This window comes from Opitutia bacterium (assembly GCA_016217545.1).
GTDB lineage: Bacteria > Verrucomicrobiota > Verrucomicrobiia > Opitutales > Opitutaceae > Didemnitutus.
In genome coordinates this window covers 111,369-136,630 of record JACRHT010000003.1, presented here as the reverse complement: position 1 = coordinate 136,630, position 25,262 = coordinate 111,369, and the positions used below count along the sequence as shown (strand labels likewise).

General features: G+C 66.7%; 14 protein-coding genes. 12 read left to right on the top strand and 2 right to left on the bottom strand.

The window, feature by feature from the left end; all coding sequences use genetic code 11:
- Nucleotides 1-4 precede the first annotated feature (4 nt).
- Nucleotides 5-2,227: a PAS domain-containing protein gene (locus HZA32_03230; GenBank protein MBI5423071.1), complete on the bottom strand. Its 2,223-nt coding sequence runs from the start codon at nt 2,225-2,227 to the stop codon at nt 5-7.
- Between the two features lie 381 nt (nt 2,228-2,608).
- Here HZA32_03230 and HZA32_03225 point away from each other — a divergent pair, with 381 nt between their 5' ends.
- From HZA32_03225 to HZA32_03210, 4 genes are all read left to right on the top strand, one after another.
- A complete protein-coding gene (locus HZA32_03225; protein MBI5423070.1) occupies nt 2,609-4,213 on the top strand; it encodes a long-chain fatty acid--CoA ligase in 1,605 nt (534 codons plus the stop codon).
- Nucleotides 4,214-4,274: 61 nt separating this feature from the next.
- Complete coding sequence (locus HZA32_03220; protein ID MBI5423069.1) at nt 4,275-5,195, top strand: alpha/beta hydrolase; 921 nt, start codon at nt 4,275-4,277, stop codon at nt 5,193-5,195.
- A 10-nt stretch (nt 5,196-5,205) separates the two neighbouring features.
- Nucleotides 5,206-7,428, top strand: coding sequence for a glycoside hydrolase family 92 protein (locus tag HZA32_03215; protein MBI5423068.1), 2,223 nt, complete (start codon nt 5,206-5,208; stop codon nt 7,426-7,428).
- Nucleotides 7,429-7,563: 135 nt separating this feature from the next.
- Entirely contained in the window at nt 7,564-8,475 is a 912-nt protein-coding gene (locus HZA32_03210; protein ID MBI5423067.1) for an alpha/beta hydrolase, read from the top strand.
- A gap of 37 nt (nt 8,476-8,512) precedes the next feature.
- Here the strand turns inward: HZA32_03210 and HZA32_03205 are convergent, their stop codons facing one another.
- On the bottom strand, nt 8,513-10,438 hold the full coding sequence (locus HZA32_03205) for a 9-O-acetylesterase (GenBank protein ID MBI5423066.1): 1,926 nt from the start codon (nt 10,436-10,438) through the stop codon (nt 8,513-8,515).
- Between the two features lie 252 nt (nt 10,439-10,690).
- Between HZA32_03205 and HZA32_03200 the strand changes: the two genes are divergently transcribed.
- From HZA32_03200 to HZA32_03165, 8 genes are all read left to right on the top strand, one after another.
- On the top strand, nt 10,691-12,982 hold the full coding sequence (locus tag HZA32_03200; GenBank protein MBI5423065.1) for a TonB-dependent siderophore receptor: 2,292 nt from the start codon (nt 10,691-10,693) through the stop codon (nt 12,980-12,982).
- Between the two features lie 76 nt (nt 12,983-13,058).
- Nucleotides 13,059-14,987 (top strand): sodium:proline symporter, encoded by a 1,929-nt coding sequence (locus HZA32_03195; protein ID MBI5423064.1) that lies wholly within the window; start codon nt 13,059-13,061, stop codon nt 14,985-14,987.
- Nucleotides 14,984-17,038 carry a family 78 glycoside hydrolase catalytic domain gene (locus tag HZA32_03190; protein ID MBI5423063.1) on the top strand — a complete coding sequence of 685 codons (2,055 nt, stop codon included), beginning with the start codon at nt 14,984-14,986 and terminating at the stop codon, nt 17,036-17,038. Before HZA32_03195 ends, HZA32_03190 begins: the two co-directional genes overlap by 4 nt.
- An 84-nt stretch (nt 17,039-17,122) precedes the next feature.
- Nucleotides 17,123-17,911: a hypothetical protein gene (locus HZA32_03185; GenBank protein MBI5423062.1), complete on the top strand. Its 789-nt coding sequence runs from the start codon at nt 17,123-17,125 to the stop codon at nt 17,909-17,911.
- Nucleotides 17,912-18,121: 210 nt separating this feature from the next.
- The gene (locus tag HZA32_03180) at nt 18,122-19,222 is read left to right on the top strand and encodes a LacI family DNA-binding transcriptional regulator (protein ID MBI5423061.1); all 1,101 of its coding nucleotides are present in this window, start codon (nt 18,122-18,124) and stop codon (nt 19,220-19,222) included.
- Nucleotides 19,223-19,369: 147 nt separating this feature from the next.
- The gene (locus tag HZA32_03175; protein ID MBI5423060.1) at nt 19,370-20,287 is read left to right on the top strand and encodes a helix-turn-helix transcriptional regulator; all 918 of its coding nucleotides are present in this window, start codon (nt 19,370-19,372) and stop codon (nt 20,285-20,287) included.
- Between the two features lie 94 nt (nt 20,288-20,381).
- On the top strand, nt 20,382-22,985 hold the full coding sequence (locus HZA32_03170; protein ID MBI5423059.1) for a hypothetical protein: 2,604 nt from the start codon (nt 20,382-20,384) through the stop codon (nt 22,983-22,985).
- Nucleotides 22,982-25,141 (top strand): beta-galactosidase, encoded by a 2,160-nt coding sequence (locus tag HZA32_03165; GenBank protein MBI5423058.1) that lies wholly within the window; start codon nt 22,982-22,984, stop codon nt 25,139-25,141. The genes HZA32_03170 and HZA32_03165 overlap by 4 nt, the downstream gene beginning before the upstream one ends.
- The last annotated feature ends 121 nt before the right edge of the window (nt 25,142-25,262 follow it).

Here is a 25,262-nt window from a genome sequence, read left to right as displayed (position 1 = left end):
GTTTTCAGGCGGGCGATGCCGGTCCGGCGGATGACGCCGCGGAGTCCGGCGCGAGCGGCAGCTCGATCCAGAACTGCGAACCGTTCACGCCATCGGATTCGACGCCGATGCCGCCGCCGAGGCGTTCGAGCGCGCGACGGGCGGTGGCGAGGCCGATGCCGGTGCCTTCGTAGGCCTGGCCGTGGAGACGTTCGAAGATGCGGAAGAGGCGCGGCTGCAGGTCGGGGCGGATGCCGATGCCGTTGTCGCGCACCCAGACTCGCAGACGATCGCCGCGCGTCTCGGCGGAGACGTCGATGCGCGGCGTGCGGCCGGGCGGCACGAATTTGGCGGCGTTGGTGAGAAGATTCGAGAGCGCCTGTTGGAGGAGCGCGTCGTGGGCGAGCACCGGCGGAAGCGAGGCCGGCAGGGAAACGATCGCGGCGGGCGGTTGGAGGGCGGGGTGATCGTTGACGAGGTCGCGGAGGATGCGGGCGGCGTCGACGGGGGCGAGGTCGGCGTCGTGGCGGGCGATGCGGCTGAAGGCGAGGAGGTCGCTGATCAGGCGGTCGAGCCGCTCGCCGCTGCGGACGATGCGCTGCAGGATGCTCTGCGCGTCGGCATCGAGGCGGTGCGCGTGGTCTTCGAGCAACATGCCGGAGAAGCCGGTGATGGCGCGGATCGGCGCGCGGAGGTCGTGCGACACGCTGTAAGTGAACTCCTCCATCTGTTTGACGAGGTCGTGGAGGGACTCGGTGCGTTCGCGGACCTTGGACTCGAGTTCGGCGTTGGCGCGGCGGAGGTCGAGTTGGGCGCGCTCGAGGGCCTGCTCGGCGTTTTTGCGGTCGGTGATATCGACGGCCGCGCCGGCCACGCCGACGATGCGGCCGGTCGCGTGATCGCGGCGCGGCGTGACGAAGAGCGAATAGTGGCGGAGCCCCGTGGGAAGCTGAACGGAGACTTCGCCGTGGCGCGGCTCGCCGGTGGCGAGCACCTCGCGTTTGAGTTGCACGAGCGAGGCGGCAGCGGGTGCGAACTCGGTGTCACTCTGACCGAGGGCGGGGCGATGCTCCGGGTGTTCGGGGTAAAGCCAGGTGTAGCGGAGCTCGGCGTCCTGTTCGAAGAAGGTCAGCTCGTCGGCGTTGGCGGCGAGGCGGAAGCGTTGCTCGAGGAGCCGGAGCGTCGCCTCGGCCTGCGTGCGGTGATGGAGCTCGGTGTGCAGTTGCGTGAGCGTGCGGCGCAGGGCTTGGGCGACGATGGCGGTCTCCGCGAAGGCCCAGGTGCGCGGCGGGGGCAGCATGCCGCGCGCGAACTTGTCGGCGTCGGCGGCGAGGGCGTTCACGTCCTCCACCGCGTCGCGGCCGATGCGCCACGCGACGAGAACGGCGATGGCGAGGATGCCGAGCGTGATCGCGAGGCCGAGCCAGAGCAGGTGCTTGGCGGAGGCTTCGAGCAGCGCGACCGGAGCGCCGATCACCGTGGCCCAGCCGGTATCGGCGCCGTGGGAGACGGCCGAGAGCACGTCGATACCCTCGAGCGTGCGGCTCGGAGCGAGGTAGGGCGTGCGGTGCAGAACCGCCTGCACGATGTCGGGAGTGGCTTTCTTGCCGATGAATTCCTCGCCGGCGCGGTTGCGCCACACGATCGTCCCGGTGCGATCGAGCACGGACATGATGTAGCCCGGCGCAATCTGCCGCAGGTCGACGCCCTCGACGAAAGCCTGGGGCGTCAGCACGATTGCGACGGCGTAGCGAAATTTCCCTTCGCGCATGTGCGGCACCGTGATCGCCAGCACGTAGCTTTGCGCGACCGAGCCGACGATCACGTCGGAGATGTAGGAACGGCCGGCGCGCCAGGATTCCAGGGCAGCGGGAGGGATTTCACTGCGGGGCAGGGGCGCGCCGAACGGCAGGCGAGTGTTGATCAACTGCTGGCCGGTGTGGTCGAGCAGGACGATCCACCGGGCGTTGCCCGAGGCGATGCGCGCCGCGCGTTCGTAGAATGCGGCGAAGTCGTCCCGATAGAGCGGATCGGCAGTGGCAAGCGAGCCTACGAAGCGTTCGTGGGATTTGAGTTCCTGATCGATCAGCGTGGCGACGGCGCGAGAGGTGTTTTGCAGGTCGCGCGCGATGGCGTCGCGTTCGTGCAGGTAGGCGCCCCAAGTGAGTGCGACGCCCAGAATCAAGGACGCGGCCGCGACGACCACGCCGAGGAGGAGCAGGCGTCCGCGAAAGGAACTGAACGTCATGGGAAGCGAGCGGAACATGCGGGGGCGAATCGGGAGCCGACAGCGAAGGACCCAACCACCAAGAGGAAGTTGCCGGTATGCGGCAAGCTCGCCGGGTCCACCTCCGGAGTTTCCACCGGCGGCAGGATTGCGGATTCACGTCCGGGACGTCGGAGACGAAATCGTCGTCTCTCGGAGCCGCGGACCCTCGTGCGGGAAAGTTCCCCGCAATCCTGCGCCGCGACTGCCCAGTTGATTGCCGCTGTGAGGGCATGACGCCGAGACATTCGCCTGCCCAAATCGACAAACGGAACGCGTTGTCGAACGGAAGCCTCGGTGGCGTCTTGGCCGCGCCACTGCGCGTCCCGCGTTACCCCTTTTCGCCGCGTCGCAGGGCGACCTATGCCTGCCCCCGAACTGCTTTTGCCGCAGCTCCTCGCTCGGACACTCGCGCGCGTCACGGAACGCGTTGCTTTCCTCTCCGAATCCCGCCGCGTGACTTACGAGACGTTTGGCCGCGACGTGCACGCCGTCGCCGCCGGGCTGCAACGGCGCGGCATCCAGCGCGGTGATCGCGTGGCGCTGATGATGCCGAATTCGGTCGAGTTTGCGGTGGCGCTTTTCGCGCTGTGGGAAATCGGTGCGGTCGCGGTGCCGACGTGCACGATCTACACGCGCACCGAGGCGAGCGCGCAATGGCGCGACGCCGGCGCGGTGCTGATTTTGGCGGATGCGAAATGCGCCGAGGTGGCGTGCGCGGCGGCAGGCGATTGCTCGCCCGCGCCGGCTGTCGTGTTCGTCAGCGCCGGCGCACACGGAGCCGACAGCGCGAGCTGGTCCGCCTGGCTGGCGGCGGGAGAACGGCCTGCCCCGGTCGCGCTCACCGCCGACGATCTGGCGTGCCTCCAATACACCGGCGGCACCACCGGCGTCTCGAAGGGGGCGATGCTCACGCACGCCAACATCGTCGCCAACGTGTTTCAGTCCGCCGCGTGCGTGGGACTCGGCCGCGCCGAGCACGACGTGTTGGTCGGCGCGCTGCCTTTCTTCCACATCTTCGCGCTGACCTGCGTGCTCGCGGGCGGAGTGGCGCATGGCGCGACGGTGATTGTCTTGCCGCGCTTCGAGCCGCGGAACGTCGTGGAGACGTTCCGCCGGCATCGACCGACGATCTTTCATGGCGTGCCGACGATGTTCATCGGTTTGCTCAACACACCCGAGGCGGCGCCGGAGGATTTCGATTCGATCCGCGTGTGCATGAGCGGCGGCGCGGCGTTGCCGGTCGAGGTGATGCGGAATTTCCAAGCGCGCCTCCTGCGCCACGGGCAAATCTCGGAGGGCTACGGTTTGAGCGAGACGTCGCCCGTGACGCACGCCAATCCACCCGATGGGCCCGTGGTCGCGGGCAGCATCGGCCGGCCGGCGCCGGAGACCGAGGTGCGCGTCGTCGACGTGGAGACGGGCACGCGCGAGTTGCCGGTGGGCGAGGCGGGCGAGATCGTGATCCGCGGCCCGCAGGTGATGAAAGGGTATTGGCAAGCGCCGCAGGAGACCGCGCGGGTGTTGCGCGACGGCTGGCTGCATACCGGCGACATCGGCTACTGCGACGACGCGGGCTACTATTTTCTCATCGATCGAAAAAAGGACCTCGTCATCGCCGGGGGTTTCAACGTCTACCCGCGCGAGGTCGAGGAGGCGTTGTTTCGTCATCCGGCGATCGCGGAGGCGGTCGTGATCGGCGTGCCGGATCCTTATCGCGGCGAGACGGTGAAAGCCTTTGTCGTGCGGCGGCCTGAAGCGGCGCTCGATGCCGAAGCGGTGATCGCGCACTGCCGTCAGCATCTGGCATCCTACAAAGTGCCGCGGCTGGTTGAGTTTCGCGCGGCCCTGCCCAAGTCCGGAGTCGGAAAATATCTTCGGCGCGAATTGCGGGCCGAGGAGATGGTCCGCGCCCAGGCGGCCCAAACAGATATGCCGAAACGCGCGGCGACAGGATTGCAGGCGTGAGTTCGGCGAGCGGCCGGCTAGCCTGCGCGTTTTCCGGAGCCGTGTGCCTGCCTTCTCCCGTATGAAAATCCCGTTCGCTGTGTCCGCTGTCGGCGCTGCTCTGTTTTGCGCTGCGCGGCTGTCGGCCGCGGAAACGCCCGTCCCCGATGCGACCGACGTCCACTACGGCGCGCACGAGCGGCAGGTGTTCGACCTCTGGCTGCCGAAGCCGACCGGGCCGGATGCGCCGTTGGTCGTGTTCATCCACGGCGGCGGCTTCGTCTCGGGCGACAAGAGTCTCGTGCTCGGCATGCACGGCATGCTCGAGCGGTTGCTCGCGCAGGGATTCGCGGTCGCCTCGATCAACTACCGCTATTGCGGTCCGGGCGTGCCGTTGCCGGAGCCGATGCGCGACGCGGCGCGCGCGGTGCAATTTCTCCGCGCCAACGCGGCGCGCTGGGGCCTCGATCGGCAGCGTGTGGCGGTGTGCGGCGGCTCGGCGGGTGCGGGCATCGCGCTGTGGCTGGCGTTTCACGACGACTTGGCCGAGCGCCGCGGCACTGATCCGGTCGCGCGGCAATCCACGCGCGTCTCCTGCGCCTTCGTCTGGGACGCGCAAACGTCCTACGATCCGCGTTTCTTCCGCCGCTACATCGGCGGCCGGTTCGCGGAGCATGAACTCGGGCCGACGCTCTATCAGATGCCGCGCGAGCAATTCGACACGCCGGCGGCGCACGCGCTGTTCCGCGAAGTTTCGCCGATCGAGTTCGTCAGCGCGGGCGACCCTCCGGTGATGCTCTACTACGAGGAGTCGCGAAAGCCGCTCCCGCCGAATGCGCCGCCGACGGAAGGCGCGCACCATCCGGCGTTCGGTCCGCCGTTGCAGGCGCGCGTGCAGGAAGTCGGCGGCGTGTGCCTGTTGCGCCACAAGGACGACTATGCGGCGCAGGGCGGTTCGTGGGCGGCGGACATCCACGACTTTCTCGAGCGCTACCTGCGTTGAACTGCCGATCATGAGCCAAGACTCCGCGACATCTCCGGGGGACTCGCTGCTCGACTGGGTCGATACGCGGCAAGGCACGGACTCCGATCCGGATTTCTCGCGCGGCAACACGCTGCCGCTGACGACGGTGCCGCACGGCGCCGTCGGCTGGACGCCGCAGAGCGCGACCGGGCGCTGGATATTCGATCGCCGTGCGGCGAAGTTGCAGGGCTTTCGCGCGACGCGCCAACCGAGTCCGTGGATCGGCGATTACGGCGAGTTTCTCGTCACCTGCGCGGGCGGGCATGAGGCGCCGGTCGCGCCGAGCGTGGTCGATTCCTCCTACGACGCGGAGGCGACGATCGCGCGGCCGGACTATTTCCGGGTGCACCTGCGGCGCTACGACATCCGCGTCGAGATCACGCCAACGCCGCATGGCGGTTGCCTGCGCTTCACGTTCGCAGGGCCGGGCGAGGTGTGGCTGGCCTTTCAATCCGGGCGCGGAGAAGTGACTCGGACCGATGGCGCGCGCGGATGGATCAGCGGCTACTCCACCTCGAACCAAGGCGGCGCGCCGGAAAATTTTCGGGCTCACTTTGTGGCGGCAATCGATGCGCCGATCATCGACTCGGGAACCTTCGCCTCGAATGGCGCCACGGTGCCGGGATTCACCGGCACGGGACTCTGGCTGAAGTTGCGCCGGCCGCGCAGCGGAGTCGTGACCGTTCAGGTGGCCACGTCGCTGATCGACGCGGAGCAGGCGCGGTGCAACTGGCGCCGCGAACTGGAAGGAAAGACGTTCGCGCGGGTCCGGGCGGCGGCGCAGCGCGAGTGGGAGCGGGCACTCGGCCGCGTGCGCATCCTCGGTGCCGATGCGGTGCAGTGCCGGACTTTCTACCGCGCACTGTATCGCTGCTGGCTTTTCCCGCGCCGCCTCGACGAGACCGATGGCAGTGGACAGCGCCGGCACTACAGTCCGTTCGACGGCCGCGTGCACGATGGGCCGCTCTACACCGATTGTGGATTTTGGGACGGCTACCGCGCCTTGTTTCCCTTGCTCAGCCTCATCGCGCCCGAAGTGCTCGGCGACATGATCGCCGGTTGGCTCAACGCCTACCGCGAGGGCGGATGGCTGCCAAATTGGGCGAGTCCCGGCTATCGCGCCTGCATGGTCGGCTCGCACGGCACAGCGGTGATCGCCGATGCGTGGCTGAAGGGCATCCGCGGCTTCGACCGCGAGTTGGCGCTGGAGGCCTTGCTCAAGGACGCAACGGCCGACTCCGACTCGGCGCAATTCGGACGCGTCGGCGGCGCGGACTACGCCGCGCGTGGCTACGTCGCGGCCGACCGCACGCCGCATGCCGTCGCGCGCACGCAGGACTACGCGCACAGCGACTTCGCCATCGACCGCTTCGCGCGCGCGCTCGGGCGCGGCGAACTCACCGGCAGCATCGGCGCTCGCGCCGGGAACTACCGCAACGTGTTCGACCGGCGGACGCACTTCTTTCGCGGCCGTCTCGCCGATGGCAGCTGGAGGACGCCGTTCGGGGCGTTCGAGTGGTCGGGCGACTTCATCGAAGGCGGCCCGTGGCAATACGCGTGGGGCGCGCCGCACGACGCGGCGGGTTTGATCGCATTGCACGGCGGCGATGCAGCCTTCGTGCGACGGCTCGATCAGATGCTGGCGCTCCCGCCGCGATTCGAGACCGGCTGTTATCCGCACGAGATCCACGAAATGACGGAGATGGCAGCGGTGCCGTTCGGCCAATACGCGCACTGCAACGAGCCCGTGCACCACGTGCTGTATTTGTTCACCAGCGCGGGCCGTCCGGATCGCACGCAACACTGGGTGCGTCGCGTGGTGGACGAACTCTACACGCCGGAGCATTTTCCCGGCGACGAAGACAACGGCGCGATGGCGGCGTGGTATGTCTGCTCGACGTTGGGCCTCTTCCCGCTGACTTGCGGGCATCCCGGCTACGTGCTCGGCGCGCCGCGTTTCCCGGGCGCGACTCTGCAGGTCGCGGGCGGAGGCGAATTCGTGATCGAGGCACGCGGCGGGCGACTAGGAAAATTGCCGCCGTATGTCGCGCGCGCGGCGCTCAACGGCCGGCGCCACGACAGCCTCGAAATCTCCCACGCGCACATCGTCGCGGGCGGGAAACTCGGTTTTCAGATGACGACGGATGCGGCGCAGGCGGCCGCGTGCGGACGTCTGGCCCGGCCTTTCAGCGCGTCGCTGTCTGCGACGTAGCGCGCGCCGAGCCGGCGGAAAAGGCATCCCACCGCACGGAAGCGGCATGAATTGTCCGTGGCTCGCGCCTGATGTGCGTGGTTGCTTGCGCGCACCCGGCGCGCGGCGCTAGTGCTTGGGCCGGGCTCCAACCCCATGAAACGACTCCTGTTCATTCTTCCTTGGATCGCGCTGGTTGCCGGTGCGGCGCCGGCCACACCGGAAAAACCGCAGCCGATCTTGGCCAACATCCACTACGGAGACCACGAGCGTCAGGTGCTCGACTTGTGGATTGCGCCGGCGGCCGCGAAGGCGCCGACACCGCTCGTGATCTTCATCCATGGCGGCGGCTTTGTCTCGAGCGACAAGTCGATCATCACTCCGGAAATGCTGCTCGGCTTGCTCGGGCAGGGCTACTCGGTGGCGGCGATCAACTACCGCTATTGTGGGCCGGGCGTGCCGCTGCCGGGGCCGATGCTCGATGCGGGGCGCGCGTTGCAGTTCCTTCGGGCGAACGCCGCCAAGCTCCGCCTCGACCCCAAGCGTGTGGCGCTGTGCGGCGGCTCGGCTGGCGCGGGCATCGCGTTGTGGCTGAATTTTCACGACGACCTCGCGCAGCCGGAGAGCGCCGATCCGGTCGCGCGGGAATCCACGCGCGTGTCGTGCAGCTTCGTCTGGGGCGCGCAGACTTCCTACGACCTGCGTTTTATCAAGAAATACGTCGGCGGTCGCCTCGCGGAGATCGACCTCGCGCCGATCATCTTTCAGCTGCCGCGGGAGGAACTCTACACGGAGAAGGCGTTCGCGCTCTATCGGGAGGTCTCCCCCTACGATCACGTCACTGCCGGTGATCCTCCGGTGTTTCTCTACTACGACGATCCGCTGACGCCGCTCGAGCCCGACTCGCCGCCGGAGAAAGGCATTCATCATCCGTCGTTCGGTCCGCCGATGAAGGAGAAGATCGAGTCGGTCGGCGGCTTCTGCCTGCTCCGGCACAAGGACGAGTATGCGATCAAGGGCGGCAACTACGCCGCCGAGATCCTGGGCTTCCTGCAACGCTTCCTCTGAGCGCGGCGGCACGAGCCCGCCGCACTCGCGGGCGACGTCAGTAAGCGTCGGTGCGGAACGGCGCGGCCGGAAGGCCGGCGCCGTTCACCAAGTTGGTCGCGGGACTGTCGGCCCACGCGTAGCGCACGTGCTGTGGCGCCGGCACGGCGGCGGCGGTCACGATCACGGTCTCCCCGTTGATGCGGGCGGCGGCGCGATGAAATTTGCCATCGGCGCCCGCGAGTTCGAAGCCGAGCACTTCGGTCGCACCGTCGCGCGTGCGCAGTCCGCGCGCTGAGTTCCAGTGGATGCGCGCCTCGGCGCCGTCGATCTCGACGCGCGCGAGTGTTGGCCCCGCCGCGACGATCTCGGTTTCCCCGTAGGTGCCGGCGCGAGCCAGCAAGGCGAGGCGGCGTCCAACGTCCTGTTTGTTGCGCGGATGGATGTCGCGCGGATCGCCGATGTCGATGGTCACCGCCATGCCGGTTGCGGGTTCCGCGAGCGTTCGCGTCTGCGCCTCGCGCAGCTGCGGCCAGAGCCCGTTTTGCTCGAAGTTGGCGATCTGCACGAAATAGAACGGCAGCTGGCCTTGCCCCCAACGCCCGCGCCAGTCGCGGATGAGTGCGGTGAAGCGTGCCTGGTAGCTGTCGTGCTGGCCGACGTTGGACTCGCCCTGATACCAGATGAAGCCGCGCAGTCCGAACGGGACGAGCGGCGCGATCATGCCGTTGAAGAGCGCGGCGGGTTGATTCTGGAAATTGATTTCCGGCGGCGGGGGCGGGCAGGTGGCGAAAACGCTGTCGGGAACCTTGGGGATCGTGCGCTCGACCTGCCAGCGCCACGGACCGGCGAGTGGCTGGTTGAAATCGCCGCTGCGCGCGACGAGCGCGCGGGCCGGCCCCATGAAACCGCCGAGTCCGTAGTGATCGAAGACGCGCACCGCGATCACGTTGCGCCCCGCGCGGACGAGGCGGCCGGGCACGGTGTAGCGACGGAGCACTTCGTGGCCGTTCGGCGTCTCGATGCCGGTGTGGCCGACAAGTTCGCCGTTGAAATAGGTGTGGTCGCGGTCGTCGATGGCACCGAGTTCGAGCAGGAGATCGCGGCCGGCGGATTCGACGGGGAGATCGAGTTCGCGGCGGAACCAGAAGATGCCGTTGTCGGCGTGGCCGGCGCTTTGGATTGTCGCGGGAAGGTCGATGTTCGTCCACGCGCGGTCGTCGCAATCGGGAGCGGCCCAGCCGCGGGCGAAGCCGACGTTCTCCGTGTCGCGCGGAAACTCAGCCATGACCCACCGCTGTATTGCCTGATGGTAGTCCGCTTGGATTTTCGGCACTTCGGATGCGGTCGCGGCGAGGTGGGCCAGCTCGACATCCACGCCGGGCCAGGCCGAGCGCAGGCCCGTGGCGCTCGCCCAGGCTTCGACGCGGGTGCCGCCCCACGACGCGTCGATCACGCCAACCGGAACGCGCTGCGAGCGATGAATCTCGCGGGCGAAGAAGTAGCCGACGGCGGTGAATCCCGCGGCGTCTTTCGGCGTGGCGAGCTTCCATTCGACCTGCACGTCGGTGGCGGGTGTCATGGCGGTGCGTTGCGGAACCTTGGCGATGCGGATGGCGGGAAACTGCGCGTCGCGCACTTCCTGGCCGGCGTCGATCACGCCGCCGACGGGGAACTGCATGTTCGACTGCCCGGAGGCGATCCACACGTCGCCGACGAGCACGTCCTCCATCACGCGCTCGCTCGAGCCGGAGACACGCAACCGATACGGGCCGCCGGTCGGGAGGCTGGGGCAGTGGAGCGTCCAACGTCCGTGTTCGTCGGCCACCGTCGACGCCGTGACGACCTGCGGTGCGCCCTCGACGGTGAGCGTAATGGTCTGGCGCGGGCGGTCGGTGCCCCAGATCGGATTGGCGCGGTCGCGCTGGAGGACCATGTGGTCCTGGAAGAGACCGCTGAGAGAGAGGACGGCGACGAGCATCATGGGAAGGGGAGGAGGCTGAACCGAGGCGGAGCCGTAGCGAGTGTCGGCGATTCGACAACCGGAAGCGCATTTCCAATTCGGCATTTTGCGGTGAAATTTCCACCCCGAATCGCGAGCGCGGGATTGCCTGCTGGCGAGTGAAGGATTCACCGTGGCCGTTCTTGCTGCGGGTTGGTCACCGGCGCAGAGCAGGTGCCCAGCCCCGAACGCATCCGCGCCGGGGCGGCACCAACCCCGATCCCAACCAGCCCAATGCAGACCCCGTTCGCCCCCGCACTCCGTGTGCTCCGCCGTCGAGGACAGGCTCTCGCCTGCGCCGCGACGCTCGCCGCTTTGCTCCAACCCGGATTGGCCCACGCGCAATCCGCCACTCCCGCCGAGTCCGCCAAGGAAAAGGACGGCGAAGTGCTCACTTTGCCGCAATTCGTTGTCACGACCGACAAGGACCGCGGCTACATGTCGACCAACGCCAGCTCCGGCACGAAGCTCAACCAATCGCTGCAGGAAATCCCGGCCACCATCTCGATCGTCAACCAGGAGCTGATCCGCGATCTCGGTGCGAACACCGTGCAGGAACTCCTGCGTTACGCGCCGGGCGTCACGACCTCCGATAACAAGACGGAGGACATCCAGGTCCGCGGTTTCAACATCCTCGTGCCGCTGCTCGACGGTTTCCGCGAACCGCAGGGCGTGCCTTCCGAGCAGATGCACGTCGAGCGCGTCGAGATTCTCAAGGGCCCGGCTGGCATTCTTTACGGCAACACCTTCGGTCTGGGCGGCATCATCAACCGCATCTCGAAGAAGCCGGACTTCAGCAAGCCGATCACCGAGCTTTTCGTGCAGGTGCGCGACAACGATTACTACCAGGCCTCGCTCGATTTCGGCCGCAAGCTCGGCGACCGCGCCGCGTATCGCGTGATCACGAACTGGATCGATTCACACGACTTCCAGGACTTCGTGACCCTTCAGCGCAAATACATCCGCCCGACCGTTGAGTGGCGCCCGACGCGCAACACGACCGTGCGCGGCACGCTCGAATACGGACGCCAGATCACGCACGCCGAATACAACGCGGACTTCTGGAATCCCTACAGCGATTCCCTCGTGAAGCTCCCGCAGAAATTCAATCCCGGTGAGAACCTCTCGGAGGAAAAATCCACCCGGCGCGCCTTCAATCTCGAGGTCACGCAGCAACTCGGGCGGCAGTGGATGCTCCGCAACGCGCTCCAGCTCACGCGCCACAAGGAAGACAAGGGCGGCATGACCTTCGGCTTCGCCACCGCCGGCACCGCGGCCGCTGTGATCGTCGCCCCGGACGGCACTCCGCTCATCGGCGGCGTCCCAGCGAATGTTTCCGCCAACTGGCTCGTCCGCAGCCCGCAATACACCGACCGCCTCGTCGGCAATTACTTCAACCAGCTCGACCTCGTCGGCAAATTCGACACCGGCTCCGTGGAGCACACCTTCACGACCGGCGTCGAAGTCACGCAGGACGTCGACGATCTCACGCTCTACAACGGCCTGCTTTCCAGCATCGACCTCTCGAACCTCTCCTACGCCGCGCTCTCCGGGCAATACGGCGACAAGGTGTTCAACAACCTCCGCTACGGCCACCGCCGCACCGAGACGTGGTATTGGGCCGGTTACGTGAGCGATTCGCTGAAGCTCCTCGACGGCAAGGTCGGCGTGAATCTCGCGCTGCGCTACGACGACTTCCAGCAAATCTCCGCCACGCAGATCAAGTGGCCGTTGCCGCCGCAGCAGCCGGTCACCGACCTCGATCTCGGCCGCAACAAATTCTACGCGAAGCCCAACTACATGCCGCGCGGCGGTCTCGTCTACAACTTCAACAAGGACGTGGCGCTCTATGCCGGCTACAGCGAAGCCTACATCATCGTCACCAACTCGAATCCCGACGGCTCGATCCTCAAGCCCGAGACCGGCGAGCAGTATGAAGTTGGCCTCAAGGCCGCCGCGTTGGGCGGACGCCTCGCAACGAACCTCTCCGTCTTCAAACTGAAGCGCGGCAACATCGTCGAGTCCGCTCCGACCCGCGCCGGCTTCCTGCGCCAGATCGGCGAGCAGGAATCTCAGGGCTTCGAAGCCTCCACGATCGCGGTCCTGTCGAAGAACTTTCAGATGATGGGCAGCTACGCCTATACCAGCGGCAAGACCTCGTCCTCCACCGACGCCAGCCAGCTCGGCCTGCCGCTGCAAGGACTCGCCCGCCACCGCGCCAACGCGCTCGCTCGCTACACGATCACGGACGGCGAACTGAAAGGCCTCGGCTTCGGCCTCGGCATGAACTACGCGGCAGGCCGCAAGGTCTGGACGCCCGCCTCGCTCGTCACGCGCCGGTTCGCGTCGCTGCCCGACGCAACCGTGGTGGACGCGATGTTCTATTACTCCGCGGGCAAGCTTTGGGACGTCTCCCTAAACATCCGCAACGTCTTCGATCGCGACTACTACGCGACCGGCAATGAAGCAGGCTGGCTCCGCGGCACGCCGCGTGGCTTCGTGTTTTCGGCTCGGCGTCGCTTCTGATTGCGGGTGAAACCGTGACCGGGCGGCCTGTGCGGGCCGCCCGGCTTTTCCATCTCCTCCTCGACCCCTTTACGCTGTGCACGTCCTCGACTGGTTAGTGATGCTGCTGCCGCTGGCCGCGATCATCGCGGTGGCCATCTACACGCAGCGTTGCATGCGCAGTGTGGCCGCCTACATGGCGGGCGAACGCTTGGCGGGGCGCTATCTGCTTGGCGTCGCGCGCGGTGAGTTGCAGGCCGGCGCGGTGGTGTTCGTCGCACTCTTCGAGGTGCACCGGCACTCCGGCTTCACCACGCTGTGGTGGAGTTGGGCCAACTGGCCGGTCGGGCTCATCATCGCGATGCTCGGCTTCGTCTATTACCGCTTCCGGGAGACGCGGGCCATGACGCTCGCGCAGTTCTTCGAGCTGCGCTACGGCCGCAGTTTTCGCGTGTTTACGGGTATGCTCGCCTTCGTGGCGGGCATCCTGAATTTCGGCATCATTCCGGCCGTCGGTGCGCGGCTCATGGTCCACCTGCTCGGTTTGCCCGTGCACCTCCAAATCGCCGGATTCGCGCTGCCGACGAACGTCGCGCTGATGGCGCTGCTGCTGACGCTGAGCGTGTTGATCACGCTCTCGGGCGGCGTGATCACCGTGATGGTCACGAACTGCCTCGAAGGCATTTTCGCGCAGGCAACCTTCGTGATCCTGATGATCGTCCTCGCGCAGAAATTCGAATGGCGCCAGATCGTCGAGACGCTCACCGCCGCGCCGACAGGGCAGTCGCTGCTCAATCCGATGGATTCGGGCGGACTGAAGGATTTCAACGTCTGGTTCATTCTCATGAGCACGTTCTTCGGCGTCTACGGCACGATGGCGCTGCAGAATTCCAGCTCCTACAACGCGGCGGCGCGCACGCCGCACGAGGCGAAGATGGGCATCCTGCTCGCCCGCATGCCGGAGATCGCGAAATACGCCGTCATCTCCGTCCTCGCCGTCTGCGCGCTCACATGGATGACGCATCCGGATTTCGCCGGACGCGCCGGCGCGATGGCCGCGAGCCTGCAGCAGATCGACAACCCGCAGGTGCGCCAACAAATGGAGGTGCCGGTTGCGATCGCGGAGTTTCTGCCGGTGGGCGTGCTGGGCTTGTTCTGCGCGGCGATGGTCATGGGTATTTTCGGCGGCGACTCCACGCACCTCCATTCGTGGAGCAGCATCTTCGTGCAGGACGTCCTCGTGCCGCTGCGCAGGGAGCCGTTCTCGCCGCAACAGCACGTTCGCGTGCTGCGCTGGGCCGTCGTGGGCGTCGCGGCCTTCGCTTTCGTTTTCGGCAGCCTGTTCAAGCAGACGGAGTATGTCGTGATGTGGTTCCAGCTCACGACCGGCATCTACGTCGGCGGCGCCGGCGCCGCGATCATCGGCGGCCTGTATTGGCGCAAAGGCACGGCGGCGGGTGCGTGGGCCGCGGTGATTGCGGGCATGGTGCTGTCGACCGCGGGGATTTTGCTGCGGCAATTCTACGGCGACGCGTTTCCGCTGAACGGCATCGAAATCTACTTCTGGGTCGCGGTCATCGCGACCACGCTCTACGTCGTGGTTTCGCTCGCCACCAATCGCGGCGATTTCGATCTCGAGGCGATGCTCCACCGGCGAGAAAAGAAGCATGACGCCCTCGAGCCGAAACTGCCATTCTGGGAGCGATTGCTCGGTCTCGATGCCGATCACACGCGCGGCGACCGCTGGGTGGTCGGCGGGATTTTCGCTTTCACGATGGGCATGTCGGTGATCGCGCTGGTCGGCACGCTGTGGTGCTGGCTGTCGCCGTGGTCCATTGAGCGGTGGTCGATGTTCTGGCGGATCTTCGGGCTTGGGGTCCCGCTCGTGGTCGCGACGATTACGACAGTGTGGTTCTCCTGGGGCGGCTTCCGTGACCTGAAGGATTTCTTTACCCAGATCCGAACCAAGACCGTGAACCACGAAGACGACGGCCGGGTGCTGGGACACCGCAACGCCGGAGAGTGAGTGCCGTGGACGGCGAGGGGCATGCGCGCGACGACGATACGCCGGCCGCCGGCGACTGGAACGTGCCGTGGATTTGGACCGCCCAACCGGTCTGGGCGCCGAACGCCTACGTGCGGTTCCGGCGCGCGCTGGAGATCGCTGCTCCGGCAGAACCGCTGCACCTCGATATCACGGCTGACGCGCGCTATTGGCTGTGGGTGAACGGAGCGTTTGTCGGCGCGGGGCCCGCGCGCGCGTGGCCGACGCATTGGAGCTACGACCGCTACGATCTCACGCCGCACCTGCGGCCCGGGCCCAACGCGATCGCCGTGATTGTGAATCATTGGCGCGCCGGGAATTTTCAATACCTGCCCGCGCCGGCAGGGCTGGCGGTGCGTCTCCAGACGGGCGGAGGCCACGTTGTCGATCAGACCGGCACGCATTGGAAATCGGCGCTCGCGCCCACTGAGGCGAGTCACACCGCGCGGATCTCGGTTCAACTCGGCTTCGAGGAACATCACGACGCGCGCGCGGAAGACGGCTGGCGCGCGCCGGACTACGATGACGCGCGCTGGAGGCGCGCCGTGCTGGCGCCCGCGGCGGCGCGTCGTGTGGAGGCGCGCGACATCCCGCACTTGGCGGGCGAGACACAAGCTGCGCGGACGCTGCTCGCCGAGGAGGAAGTTCGCCCGCCCGCGCATGTCTGGAATCTCGACCTCAAGCCGCTTTTCGCGCCGCGCGATACGTCTCCGAATTTCTGCTTCGTGCGCGGCTTCGTCGTCTCGAGCGTGCATTCGAGCGTCGATCAGACAGTGGAGTTCATTCGCCCACATCACCACGCCGGGCCGTTCCTCGTGGGCACGAAACGCTATCCGGCGATCGAGTTGCCGGCGGATCGCGACGTGATCGCGCAGCCCGTCGAGCTGAAGCGTGGCTGGAATCGCGTGGTGTTCCCTTATCCCGGCTACCGCGATGCGCTCGCGGCGGACTTGCCCGCCGGCGGCGTGCATCTCCCGGTGTTCGTGCTGACGGTGCGGGCACAGCGGTGGCTGCGCTGGGCGTATCGGGCAGAGAAGGGCGGGGCAGAGTGGGCGTTTGCGGGCCCGTTTCCGCTCAGTGCCAAGCAGACCGCGGCGATGCGGGCGCAGGTGGATTTCCCGCGCGTGGTCCAAGCCGAACGTTTCCCGACCGGTGCGACGCGGACGCAGGCACTGCGCTGTGCGAGCGCGACGGCCGAGCAGTGGGATGCGTGGCAGAACGCGAAATGGATGCGCCCGCTGACATCCGCGGAGCTGCTTACGACCGACGTGTTTGCGCAATGGTGCGGCGACGAGGTGCTCGCGACGCGAGCGCGTCCGTCTCGTGGCGCGGCGACGCCGCACGGATGGGAAATCGCTCCAGCCGCGCGCGGCCGCGACGTGCGGATGCTGTTCGATTTCGGTCGCATGGTCGTGGGGCGACTCGGTTTTGAGATCGAGGCGCCGGCCGGCGTGCAGATCGACTTGCACGGGTTCGAGTTCATCCAACCGGACGGGCGGCACAATCTGGCCACCGGCATGAACAACACGCTGCGCTACACGTCGCGTGACGGGCGGCAGGAATTTCGCAGCCTCCACCGCCGTGGGTTTCGCTATGTCTGGCTCGTCGCGCGCGACATGCGCGGGCGTGCGGTGCAGCTGCGCCGACTGGATGTCGAGGTCAGCACGTATCCGCAGAGTGGACGCGGTGGGTTCTCCTGTTCTGAGCCGTTGCTAAACCGCATCTGGCGCGTTGGCGCGCATACGCTGCGCTGCTGTGCGGAGGACACCTACACGGATTGTCCGACTTACGAGCAGACGCATTGGGTCGGCGATGCGCGCAATGAGGCGCTGGTCGATTGGGTCGTGAATGGCGATGCGCGCCTGTGGCGGCACTGCCTGCTGCAAGCGGGACGCGGACTCGAGCGCCTGCCGCTGGTGCCGAGTCACGTGCCGAGTTCGTGGGAGAATTTGCTGCCCGCTTGGAGTTTTCTGTGGCTGCGGTCCTGCCGCGAATATCTCTGGTGGACCGGCGATCGCGTCGGCGCGGAGTAGTTGTTCGGTTGGGTCGGCAAGTGTGTCGCTGGCATCGAAGCGAATGTCGGCCGCGATGGGCTCTTCCGTTTGCGCGCCTGGAACATGTTCGACTGGGCCGCGATGGAGACTCCGGCCGACGGCGCGGTGACGCACTTGAGCTGTCTCGCGGCCCAGGCGCTCGACGACGTGGCGGAACTTGCCGAGTGGCTCGACCGCCGCGCCGAGTCGGTCCGCTGGCGAACGACCGCCGCGCAGTTGCGCGAGTCGGTCAACCGCCATTTGTGGGACGACGGCACGCAAGCTTACGCGGATTGCCTCCGGGCCGATGGGGCTCTCGGCGCGGTGCGGAGCCAGCAGACGCAGGTGGCCGCGTTGCTCGCGGGTGTCGCGCAGGGGAAGCGCGCGCAGCGGTGCCGGGAAATCGTCGCGCACGCGCCGGAGGGATTTGTCCGCGCGGGCAGCCCGTTTTTCGTGTTTTTCCAATTGGAATTGCTGGCGCGCAACGCGGACGGTCGAGCGATGCTCGAACTGATGCGCCGCTCCTGGGGCTTCATGCTGCGCGAGGGAGCGACGACGTTCTGGGAACTGTGGTCGCTCACGTCGGGGCGGCTGACGCGCAGCCATTGCCACGGGTGGTCTGCGGCGCCGACGTATTTTCTCAGCGCGGCGATTTTAGGCATCACGCCCGGCAGGCCGGGATCGCGTATTGTTCGCTTCCGCCCCGCGCCGGGTGACTTGCGATCGATCCGCGGCAACGTGCCGACGCCATGGGGATGGGTGAAAGTCGTCGGACGCCGCTCGGGCCATGCGTGGAATTACACTCTAGCGGTGCCGGCGGGCTGCCGCGTCGAAGCGGAGCTCGGCGGCGCGGACAAGGTGACGTTTCGCTGACTGGCGGCAGGGGCAAAACCACGGGCGGCGAAAATGGATATGCGCTCGCGAGGTTGGATATGGGTCGAGGGGTGACGAAAGAGATATGCCGTCTCAAGTTCCCCGTGCTTTAGGGCTGCGCCCCCTCGCAGTCCGGTGATCTCGCTCCGCGCCTGCGGCGGAAACGGATATCCGCTCCTCTCTCACCCCAAACTCGTCTCGCTCCCCGTCATGGTTGAATCGATGCTGTCGACGCCATCGCTCCCGCTGGAGGATTCGTCCGCCGAACGTCCCACTTTGGCCGCCGTGGCGCGGGCGGCGAACGTTTCGCTCGCTACCGCCTCGTATGCGATTCGCGGAGACCCGAAGATTTCCTGCGCCACGCGGCAGCGGATCTGCGCGATTGCGAAACGCATCGGCTACACGCCCAATCCGGAATTGGGTCGTTTGATGTTTCTGTTGCGAGATCGGCATCGTCCGCAGATCAAGGCGACGCTGGCGGTGCTGACGCTCAAGGGCAGCTCGACGGCGGCGGGTGAGTTCGGCCGCGAACTGCGACGGGGACTGCGCGAGCGGGCTGAAGCGCTCGGTTTTGCCTTGGACACGGTCGAGATCGATCGGGTGCAAATGGGACGGGCTCGCGTGACGCAGATCCTGGCTTCGCGCGGAGTGCGCGGAGTGGTGCTCGGTCCGTTGGCCGAGGCGACGGATTGCCGGGACTTGCTGGATTGGGACCAGTTTTCCGCCGTGGCGGTGACAAACCTCGTGCGTTCGCCGAGCCTCGCGCGAGTCACGCCGCACTATTTCCAAATCGCGGAACTCGCGCTTCGGCGTCTCGCCGAGGCTGGGTATCGCCGGGTCGCGTGGGTCGCGCGCGGTGCGAGCGAGGAGAGCGCCGGAGCGCTGTCGCTGGCCGCGCACAGTCTCGCGCAGCGGGGCGTGGGCGTGGATTTGGTTTCGCTTTCCCCGGGCACCCGTGCGGATGACAACGCCGTGCTGTTGCGCCGCTCGGCGATGGACGCGCTGCTCGTGCCGGACGCGAAGTCGGCCGACGAAGTTGCCGCCGTTTGCCGTGCCGCGGGCGTGGACCGCGCGGTCTTCGCGCTCGACGTTCCCTCCGGCGGACGGTGGAGCGGTGTGATTCAAAAGCCGCGGACGATCGGCCAGCTCGCGATCGAGGCGCTGGCGCGCCAGATCCAGGTCGGCGAACGGGGCACCGCTTCGGGCGCCGCCGTCACGATGATCGAGGGCGTGTGGACGGACGGCTCAACTCAAACTTTCAAGAATACCGAGCCTCTCTCGCCTGCGGGCGTGCGGGCGCGCGCTTCCTGAACCACCCGCCTTTCCAGCCGGCGCAACACCCCGACGCCGATGACCGACACGCTGTGCACACCTGCCACCGCAATCCGCCTTGCCCGACGCTGCGACGACCGGAAAACTGTCCTCGTGGCGAAACCCACGGCTCATCGTCTCAGTCGCGTGCGATCCAAGCGTTCGCTCCAGACGGTGTTCGCGAATCCGAATCCGGCGATCGTGCATCTCAACCGCGCCACGCGCGCGCACGACGAGGATCCGGGCGCGATGTGCCAGCCGGTGTTCACACAGTTCATCCTGAACCGCATGGCGGAGCCCTACGTTTTTCGCCGGCACCAGCACTCGGAGTTCGAGATCATTCTCGTGCTGCGCGGCAAATACCGCTGCCTGCTCAACGACCACGAGCTCCGCTTGAGCGACAACTCGGTGATGGTCGTGCAACCCGGAGACTGGCACGAGGACTACTGCGATCCGCCGCTGGATTACGCGGGCCTGCGGTTTTCGTTTCCCCGCACGGCGGTGGGCGCGGAGGCGTTGCGCTTTTTCCGACCGGAAGTGACGCCGGAACAGCAATGCACCTCGGCACCGGCGGAGACTTACCTGCCGCTGCTGGACAAGATATCCGACGAGGCGCGCAGCCCCGACCGGGCCTCGGCGCACGTGCAGGATGCGGTGATGTCGGAGTTGTTTTGGCGACTGGTGCGCGTGTTCCCGACGTCGGTGCTGGCGCCGTGGCTGGCGCCGGTGCCGGCAGAGACGCGCTTCATGGAGCGGTTGCACGAGTGCTTCACGCAGCACATGCACAACTCGCCCTCGGTGCCGGAACTCGCGCGGATGCTGGGCGTGAGCCAGCGCGTGCTGAGCCAGCGCTGCGCGCGGTTCTTCCAGACCTCGCCGGCCCGCGCGCTATTGCAGTTGCGCGTGCAATACGCCCAGCAGCTCCTCACGCAGACCGAAATGTCGGTGAAGGAAGTCGGCTACCGGCTCGGCTTCTCAAATCCCTATCACTTTTCGCGGGTCTACAAACAGATCGTCGGCCGGCCGCCGTCGGCGGACAAATCGGGACATCAACCCGCGACGTAACGGCGTGCGGAACGCGCGCGGTCGAGTTGGGAACGGCGCAGCTCACACGGGCGGCCCGATCGGTGCGCATGGCGCGCGTGGGAAATTTTTCGCGATGAAAATCGTCTCGCTCAATCACCAAGCCTGGCAGTTGAAGGGCTTCTGGCCCTGGGTGCCGCTTCAAGGCCGCAGCATGGAAACGGCCTCGGAGCTGATGGGCGTTACCGACTGGCTCCCTGCGACCGTGCCGGGCGGCGTGCATTTCGATCTGTTTCGCGCGGGGCTGATTCCGCATCCGTATGTCGATGCGCAGAGCCTTGCGTGCGAGTGGGTGGAGAATCGCTGGTGGCTTTACCGCACCACGCTGGAGCGCCCGGCGGATTGCGGCGATCGCGTCGAGCTGTATTTTCGCGGACTCGACTACGAGGCGAACATCTATGCCGACGACGTGCTGCTCGGCGAGCATCGCGGGATGTTTCACCCGGCGGTGTTCGATCTCAGCGCGATCTTCGCGACGCGCGATCGCGTGGAATTGCGTGTGCTCCTGCGCGGCGTGCCGCCGGAAATGGGGCAGATCGGACGCACTTCGCTCACCTCGACGCAGAAGAGTCGCTTTGGCTACAAATGGGATTTCTCGACCCGGCTGGTGAACATCGGTCTGTGGGACGACGTGCAGCTGCGCGTGCACCGGTGCTGCTCGATCACGACGCTGGCCATCGACACGGATGTCGTGGACGGATGCGGCGAACTGAACGTCGGAATGGAGTTCGCGCATTTTGCGGTGACGGACGCGCGTGCGGAATGGGAAATCACGTTGCGCGATCCAGACGGACGCGAGGTCGCCGCAGAGCGGCTGGACGTCGAACGCGACGGCACAGCGCTGCGCCGATCCTTGCTTATCGCGCACCCGCAGCTGTGGCAGCCGAATGGTTGCGGCGCGCAGCCGCTGTATGCGTTGCGGCTGGCGCTCTATGTCGACGGCGAACTCGTGGACGAGCGCGAGCGTCGCGTCGGTTTCCGACGGCTGCGTTACGAGCAGAATCCGGGCGGACCGGCCGACGCGTTGCCCTACACCTTCGTCGTGAATGGCCGCCGACTGTATGTGCAGGGCGTCAACCTCACGCCGCTCGATCACCTCTACGGCAACGTCACGACCGGACATTACGAGTGGATCGTGCGCAGCATGGTGGCGGCGAACGTCAACCTCGTGCGCGTGTGGGGCGGGGGAGTGATCGAGCAGGAGCGTTTCTACGATTTGTGCGACCGCCACGGCATCCTCGTCTGGCAGGAGTTCATCCAGTCCAGCTCCGGCGTGGACAACATCCCGTCGCAGCGGCCGGAGTTTCTCGCGCTGCTGCGTCAGTCCGCCGAGGCCGCGCTGCACGAGCGACGCAATCACACCTGCCTCGCGGTGTGGAGCGGCGGCAACGAACTGATGGACGCCAACAACGTCCCCTCGACCCTCGCCGACCCGAACCTCGCGATGCTGCGCGATCTCGTGCAGCGCCACGATCCGACGCGGCTGTTTCTGCCGACCTCCGCCTCCGGTCCGGTCGAGCACATGACGACGCGCAAGGGCGTGATGCACGACGTGCACGGCCATTGGAAGTATGCCGGACCGATCGACCACTACGCGATCTACGGCGAGTCCGACAGCCTTTTTCACTCGGAGTTTGGCGTGGATGGCTGTGCCGATGCGCGCGCCTTGCGGAAATTTCTGACGCCGCCGCACCAGCAGCCCACCGACGTGAAACGCAGTCTGGTTTGGCGGCATCGCGCTGAGTGGTGGGACACGGCGCAGCGCGACCGAGACTTCTTCGGTCCGGTCGACGATCTCCGCACGTTCGCGGATTGCAGCCAGTGGATCCAGGCGGAGGGACTGCGCTTCATCCTCGAGGCGAATCGTCGCCGCCAGCCCCGCAACAGCGGCAGCATCATCTGGCAGCTCAACGAGCCGTGGCCGAACATCTCGTGCACGAGTCTCGTGGACTACTACGGCGAGAAAAAGATGGCGTATTACTGGGCGCGCAAAGCCTTCGCGCCGCTGCACGCCTCGCTCGACTATCGGCGACTCAGCTACGGCGTCGGCGAGGAATTCGTCGGCTCGGTGCACCTGCACAACTCCGGCGGAGCATGCGAAGTGGAGCTGTGCGCGGAGTTGCTGACCTTCGGCGGCGTGGTGCTCGCGCAGCGGAACTGGCGCGTGCCGGCACAGGAGAACGCTTCCGCAATGGTGGATCGTTTCGCGTTCAAGATCGTGCCCGAGTGCACCGAGTTGTTCTTCGTGCGCCTGCGGTGGAATGAGGTCGGCGCGCCGATGCAGGAGAACACCTACGTCTTCTCCACGAGCACGCGCGAGCCCTACGCGGCTGCACTGCGGACCACGGCGCACGGGCTGGTGGTTCGTGCCACAAGCGGAATGCAGCCGGAATCGCACGGCGTGTTCGTCGCCGAGTATGTGATCGGCAATCGCGGGACCGAAACGGCGCTGTTCGTGCGCGCGGAAGAGACGGCCGGCGGTTGGTGGGTCGAGGCGGGTTGGGACTTCGAGCCGATTTTCCCAGGGGAAGAGCGCCGTGTGGTGGTGCGTTGCTGGCCGAAGTGCGCCGGCGGCTTCCTTGAGACAGAGCGTCCGCGCGCGGGCGAAGTTCCAGTCGTCACTTTTCGCGCCGGACCGACGTCCGGACCAACTATCGCCAATTTCGCAGCCGTCACATGAGCGAGCATCCTTTCATTCTGGGAGCACAGTATTACCGCGCACCGACTCCGCACGAGGGTTGTTGGGAGCACGACTTGCGCGCCATGCGCGAGCTCGGCCTCAACAGCGTGAAGTTCTGGGTGCAGTGGCGCTGGTCGCATCGGCAAGAGGGTAGTTTCCATTTCGCCGATCTCGACCGGCTGATGGACCTCGCCGCGCGGGAGCGCTTGGCGGTGCACCTCAACGTGATTTTCGACGTGGCACCGCACTGGCTCTACACGAAGTTTCCCGACGCGAAGCAGATCACGGCGCAAGGGCGGGTGATCGAGCCGCGCGTGGCGGCGCATCGCCAAATCGGCGGCGCGCCCGGCCCGTGCTACAATCATCCCGGCGCGCGGCGCGAGCGTTACCGGTTCCTGCAGGCGACGGTCGCGCACTTCGACGCGCACCCGGCTCTGGCGATGTGGGACGTGTGGAACGAGCCTGAACTCTGCTATCCGGTGCGGCAGCCGGAGGTGTATCAGGACGGCACCAATCTCGTGTGTTACTGCCCGCATTGCGCGGAGCAGTTCAATCACTGGCTCGCGCGCAAATACGGCACGATCGAACGGCTCAACGCGGTCTGGGGCCGCTGCTACAGCGCGTGGTCCGAAGTCGAGTTGCCGCGGAACGGCGATGCCATCGCGGACTTCGTGGACTGGCGCGAATTTCAGCAGGATTCGCTGACCGCGGAGGCGGATTGGCGACTGGCGTGCGTGCGCGAGGGCGACACGCGGGCGCGTCCCGCCTACCTGCACGTCGTGCCGAACACGATGCGCATCTTCAATTCGATCACCGGTCCCGACGATTCGGCCATTCTCCGGCAGTCGTCCTACTACGCCTCGACGGCGAGCGCCGAGCCGATGCAGCTCGTGCAATGTCTCTCTGCTGCCGCCGGTCGCCCGATGTATAACGTGGAGAGTCACCTCAACTGCGGGATGCTCAACATGCATCAGCCGGTGAACCGCCTGCCGGAGCTGCTCGCCGACTGGCTCCCCCAGATCGGCGCGGGGTTTCGTGGTTTCATGTTCTGGCAATATCGCCCGGAGACGCTCGGGCGCGAGGCGCCGGCGTGGGGTTTGGTGAATCCCGACGGCACGCCGCGACCGGTGACTGAAGCGATGCGTGCATTCGTCGCGAAGCTAACGCCTCATCTCGGTGGCTTGATGCGGAGTCGCACGGACGCGCCGGCGGTCGGCGTCTGGAAGAGCCGCAAGAATGAGTTCTTCCATTTTGCGCAGCACCAGAAACTCGAGGCGCTGCACGCCAGCGTGGAGAGCTACGTGAATACCCTCTACACGGCGAACATTCCGGTGCGTTTCATCGATCAGGCGGCGCTGGAGCACGGCGCCCTGGACGGCGTCAAGCTGCTCATCTTGCCTAGCTGCTACTATCTCACCGCGGGCGAGATCGCGTCGCTCGATCGCTGGGTGCGCGCGGGTGGCGTTGCGCTCGTGGAAGCGCATCTCGCCGGCTACAACGCCGCGACCGGGCGACACGAGACGACTTTGCCGGGCGGCGGTCTCGCCGAGAGCTGGGGATTGCGCGAGAGCGAGACGACCTCCGCCTATCACCTCGATACGAGCGAGGGTGACTACGAGCTCACGGCGTTGTCCGACGATGTTCGCAAGGCGCTCGTGATGCGCGGCCCGAAGGGCGGCAAAAGCTTCCCGATCTCGCTGCGCGGCGAAGGCGGCGTGGTGTGGGGAGCGGAGCGCTTCGCGGTGCTCGACGGCCGTGGACTCGAAACGCTCGGGCAGTTCGGTTCGCAGCTGTGTTTCGCGGCGAAGCGCGTCGGGACGGGCACGGTTTTCTACGCCGGCACGAATCTCGGGGAAGGCAGTGCGACCGACGACGCGGGCTTTCGCGCGATCCTGCGGCGCGCGACCGAGTGCGCCGGGGTGTATCCGACGTTGGAGCCGGCGTGGTCCGACGCGGGCGTGCGCATCGACGCGCTGCGCGAGCAAGGCGAACTGCGCTATCTTGTGATCGCGAATCTGCGCGAGCAGCCCGCGAAGATGAACTGGACGCAGACCCAGCGCTGGCGCGGCGTTTTCACCGATCTCGTTTTGCCTGCGACCGCGCCGGTCGAGTTTCCGCCGCGCTTCGTGGATTTGTTTGTGCCTTCGGGTGATTGAGACAGGCGAGGGCCGATGCGGCACTCCGCGCCGAAAACGGCAGGTGAAATTCCGGGCGGGACATTCCCGGCGAGAGATCGCGGCGCTAGACTCGCGCGAGTTGCTCGGGTCGCGCCACGCG

Excerpts from the sequence above, each read along its gene's own strand:
- HZA32_03230 (MBI5423071.1), bottom strand. The coding sequence starts at position 2,227 with ATGACGTTCAGTTCCTTTCGCGGACGCCTGCTCCTCCTCGGCGTGGTC.
- HZA32_03215 (MBI5423068.1), top strand. The coding sequence starts at position 5,206 with ATGAGCCAAGACTCCGCGACATCTCCGGGGGACTCGCTGCTCGACTGG.
- HZA32_03165 (MBI5423058.1), top strand. The coding sequence starts at position 22,982 with ATGAGCGAGCATCCTTTCATTCTGGGAGCACAGTATTACCGCGCACCG.
- HZA32_03180 (MBI5423061.1), top strand. The coding sequence starts at position 18,122 with ATGGTTGAATCGATGCTGTCGACGCCATCGCTCCCGCTGGAGGATTCG.
- HZA32_03210 (MBI5423067.1), top strand. The coding sequence starts at position 7,564 with ATGAAACGACTCCTGTTCATTCTTCCTTGGATCGCGCTGGTTGCCGGT.
- HZA32_03225 (MBI5423070.1), top strand. The coding sequence starts at position 2,609 with ATGCCTGCCCCCGAACTGCTTTTGCCGCAGCTCCTCGCTCGGACACTC.
- HZA32_03205 (MBI5423066.1), bottom strand. The coding sequence starts at position 10,438 with ATGATGCTCGTCGCCGTCCTCTCTCTCAGCGGTCTCTTCCAGGACCAC.
- HZA32_03200 (MBI5423065.1), top strand. The coding sequence starts at position 10,691 with ATGCAGACCCCGTTCGCCCCCGCACTCCGTGTGCTCCGCCGTCGAGGA.
- HZA32_03185 (MBI5423062.1), top strand. The coding sequence starts at position 17,123 with ATGTTCGACTGGGCCGCGATGGAGACTCCGGCCGACGGCGCGGTGACG.
- HZA32_03220 (MBI5423069.1), top strand. The coding sequence starts at position 4,275 with ATGAAAATCCCGTTCGCTGTGTCCGCTGTCGGCGCTGCTCTGTTTTGC.
- HZA32_03170 (MBI5423059.1), top strand. The coding sequence starts at position 20,382 with ATGAAAATCGTCTCGCTCAATCACCAAGCCTGGCAGTTGAAGGGCTTC.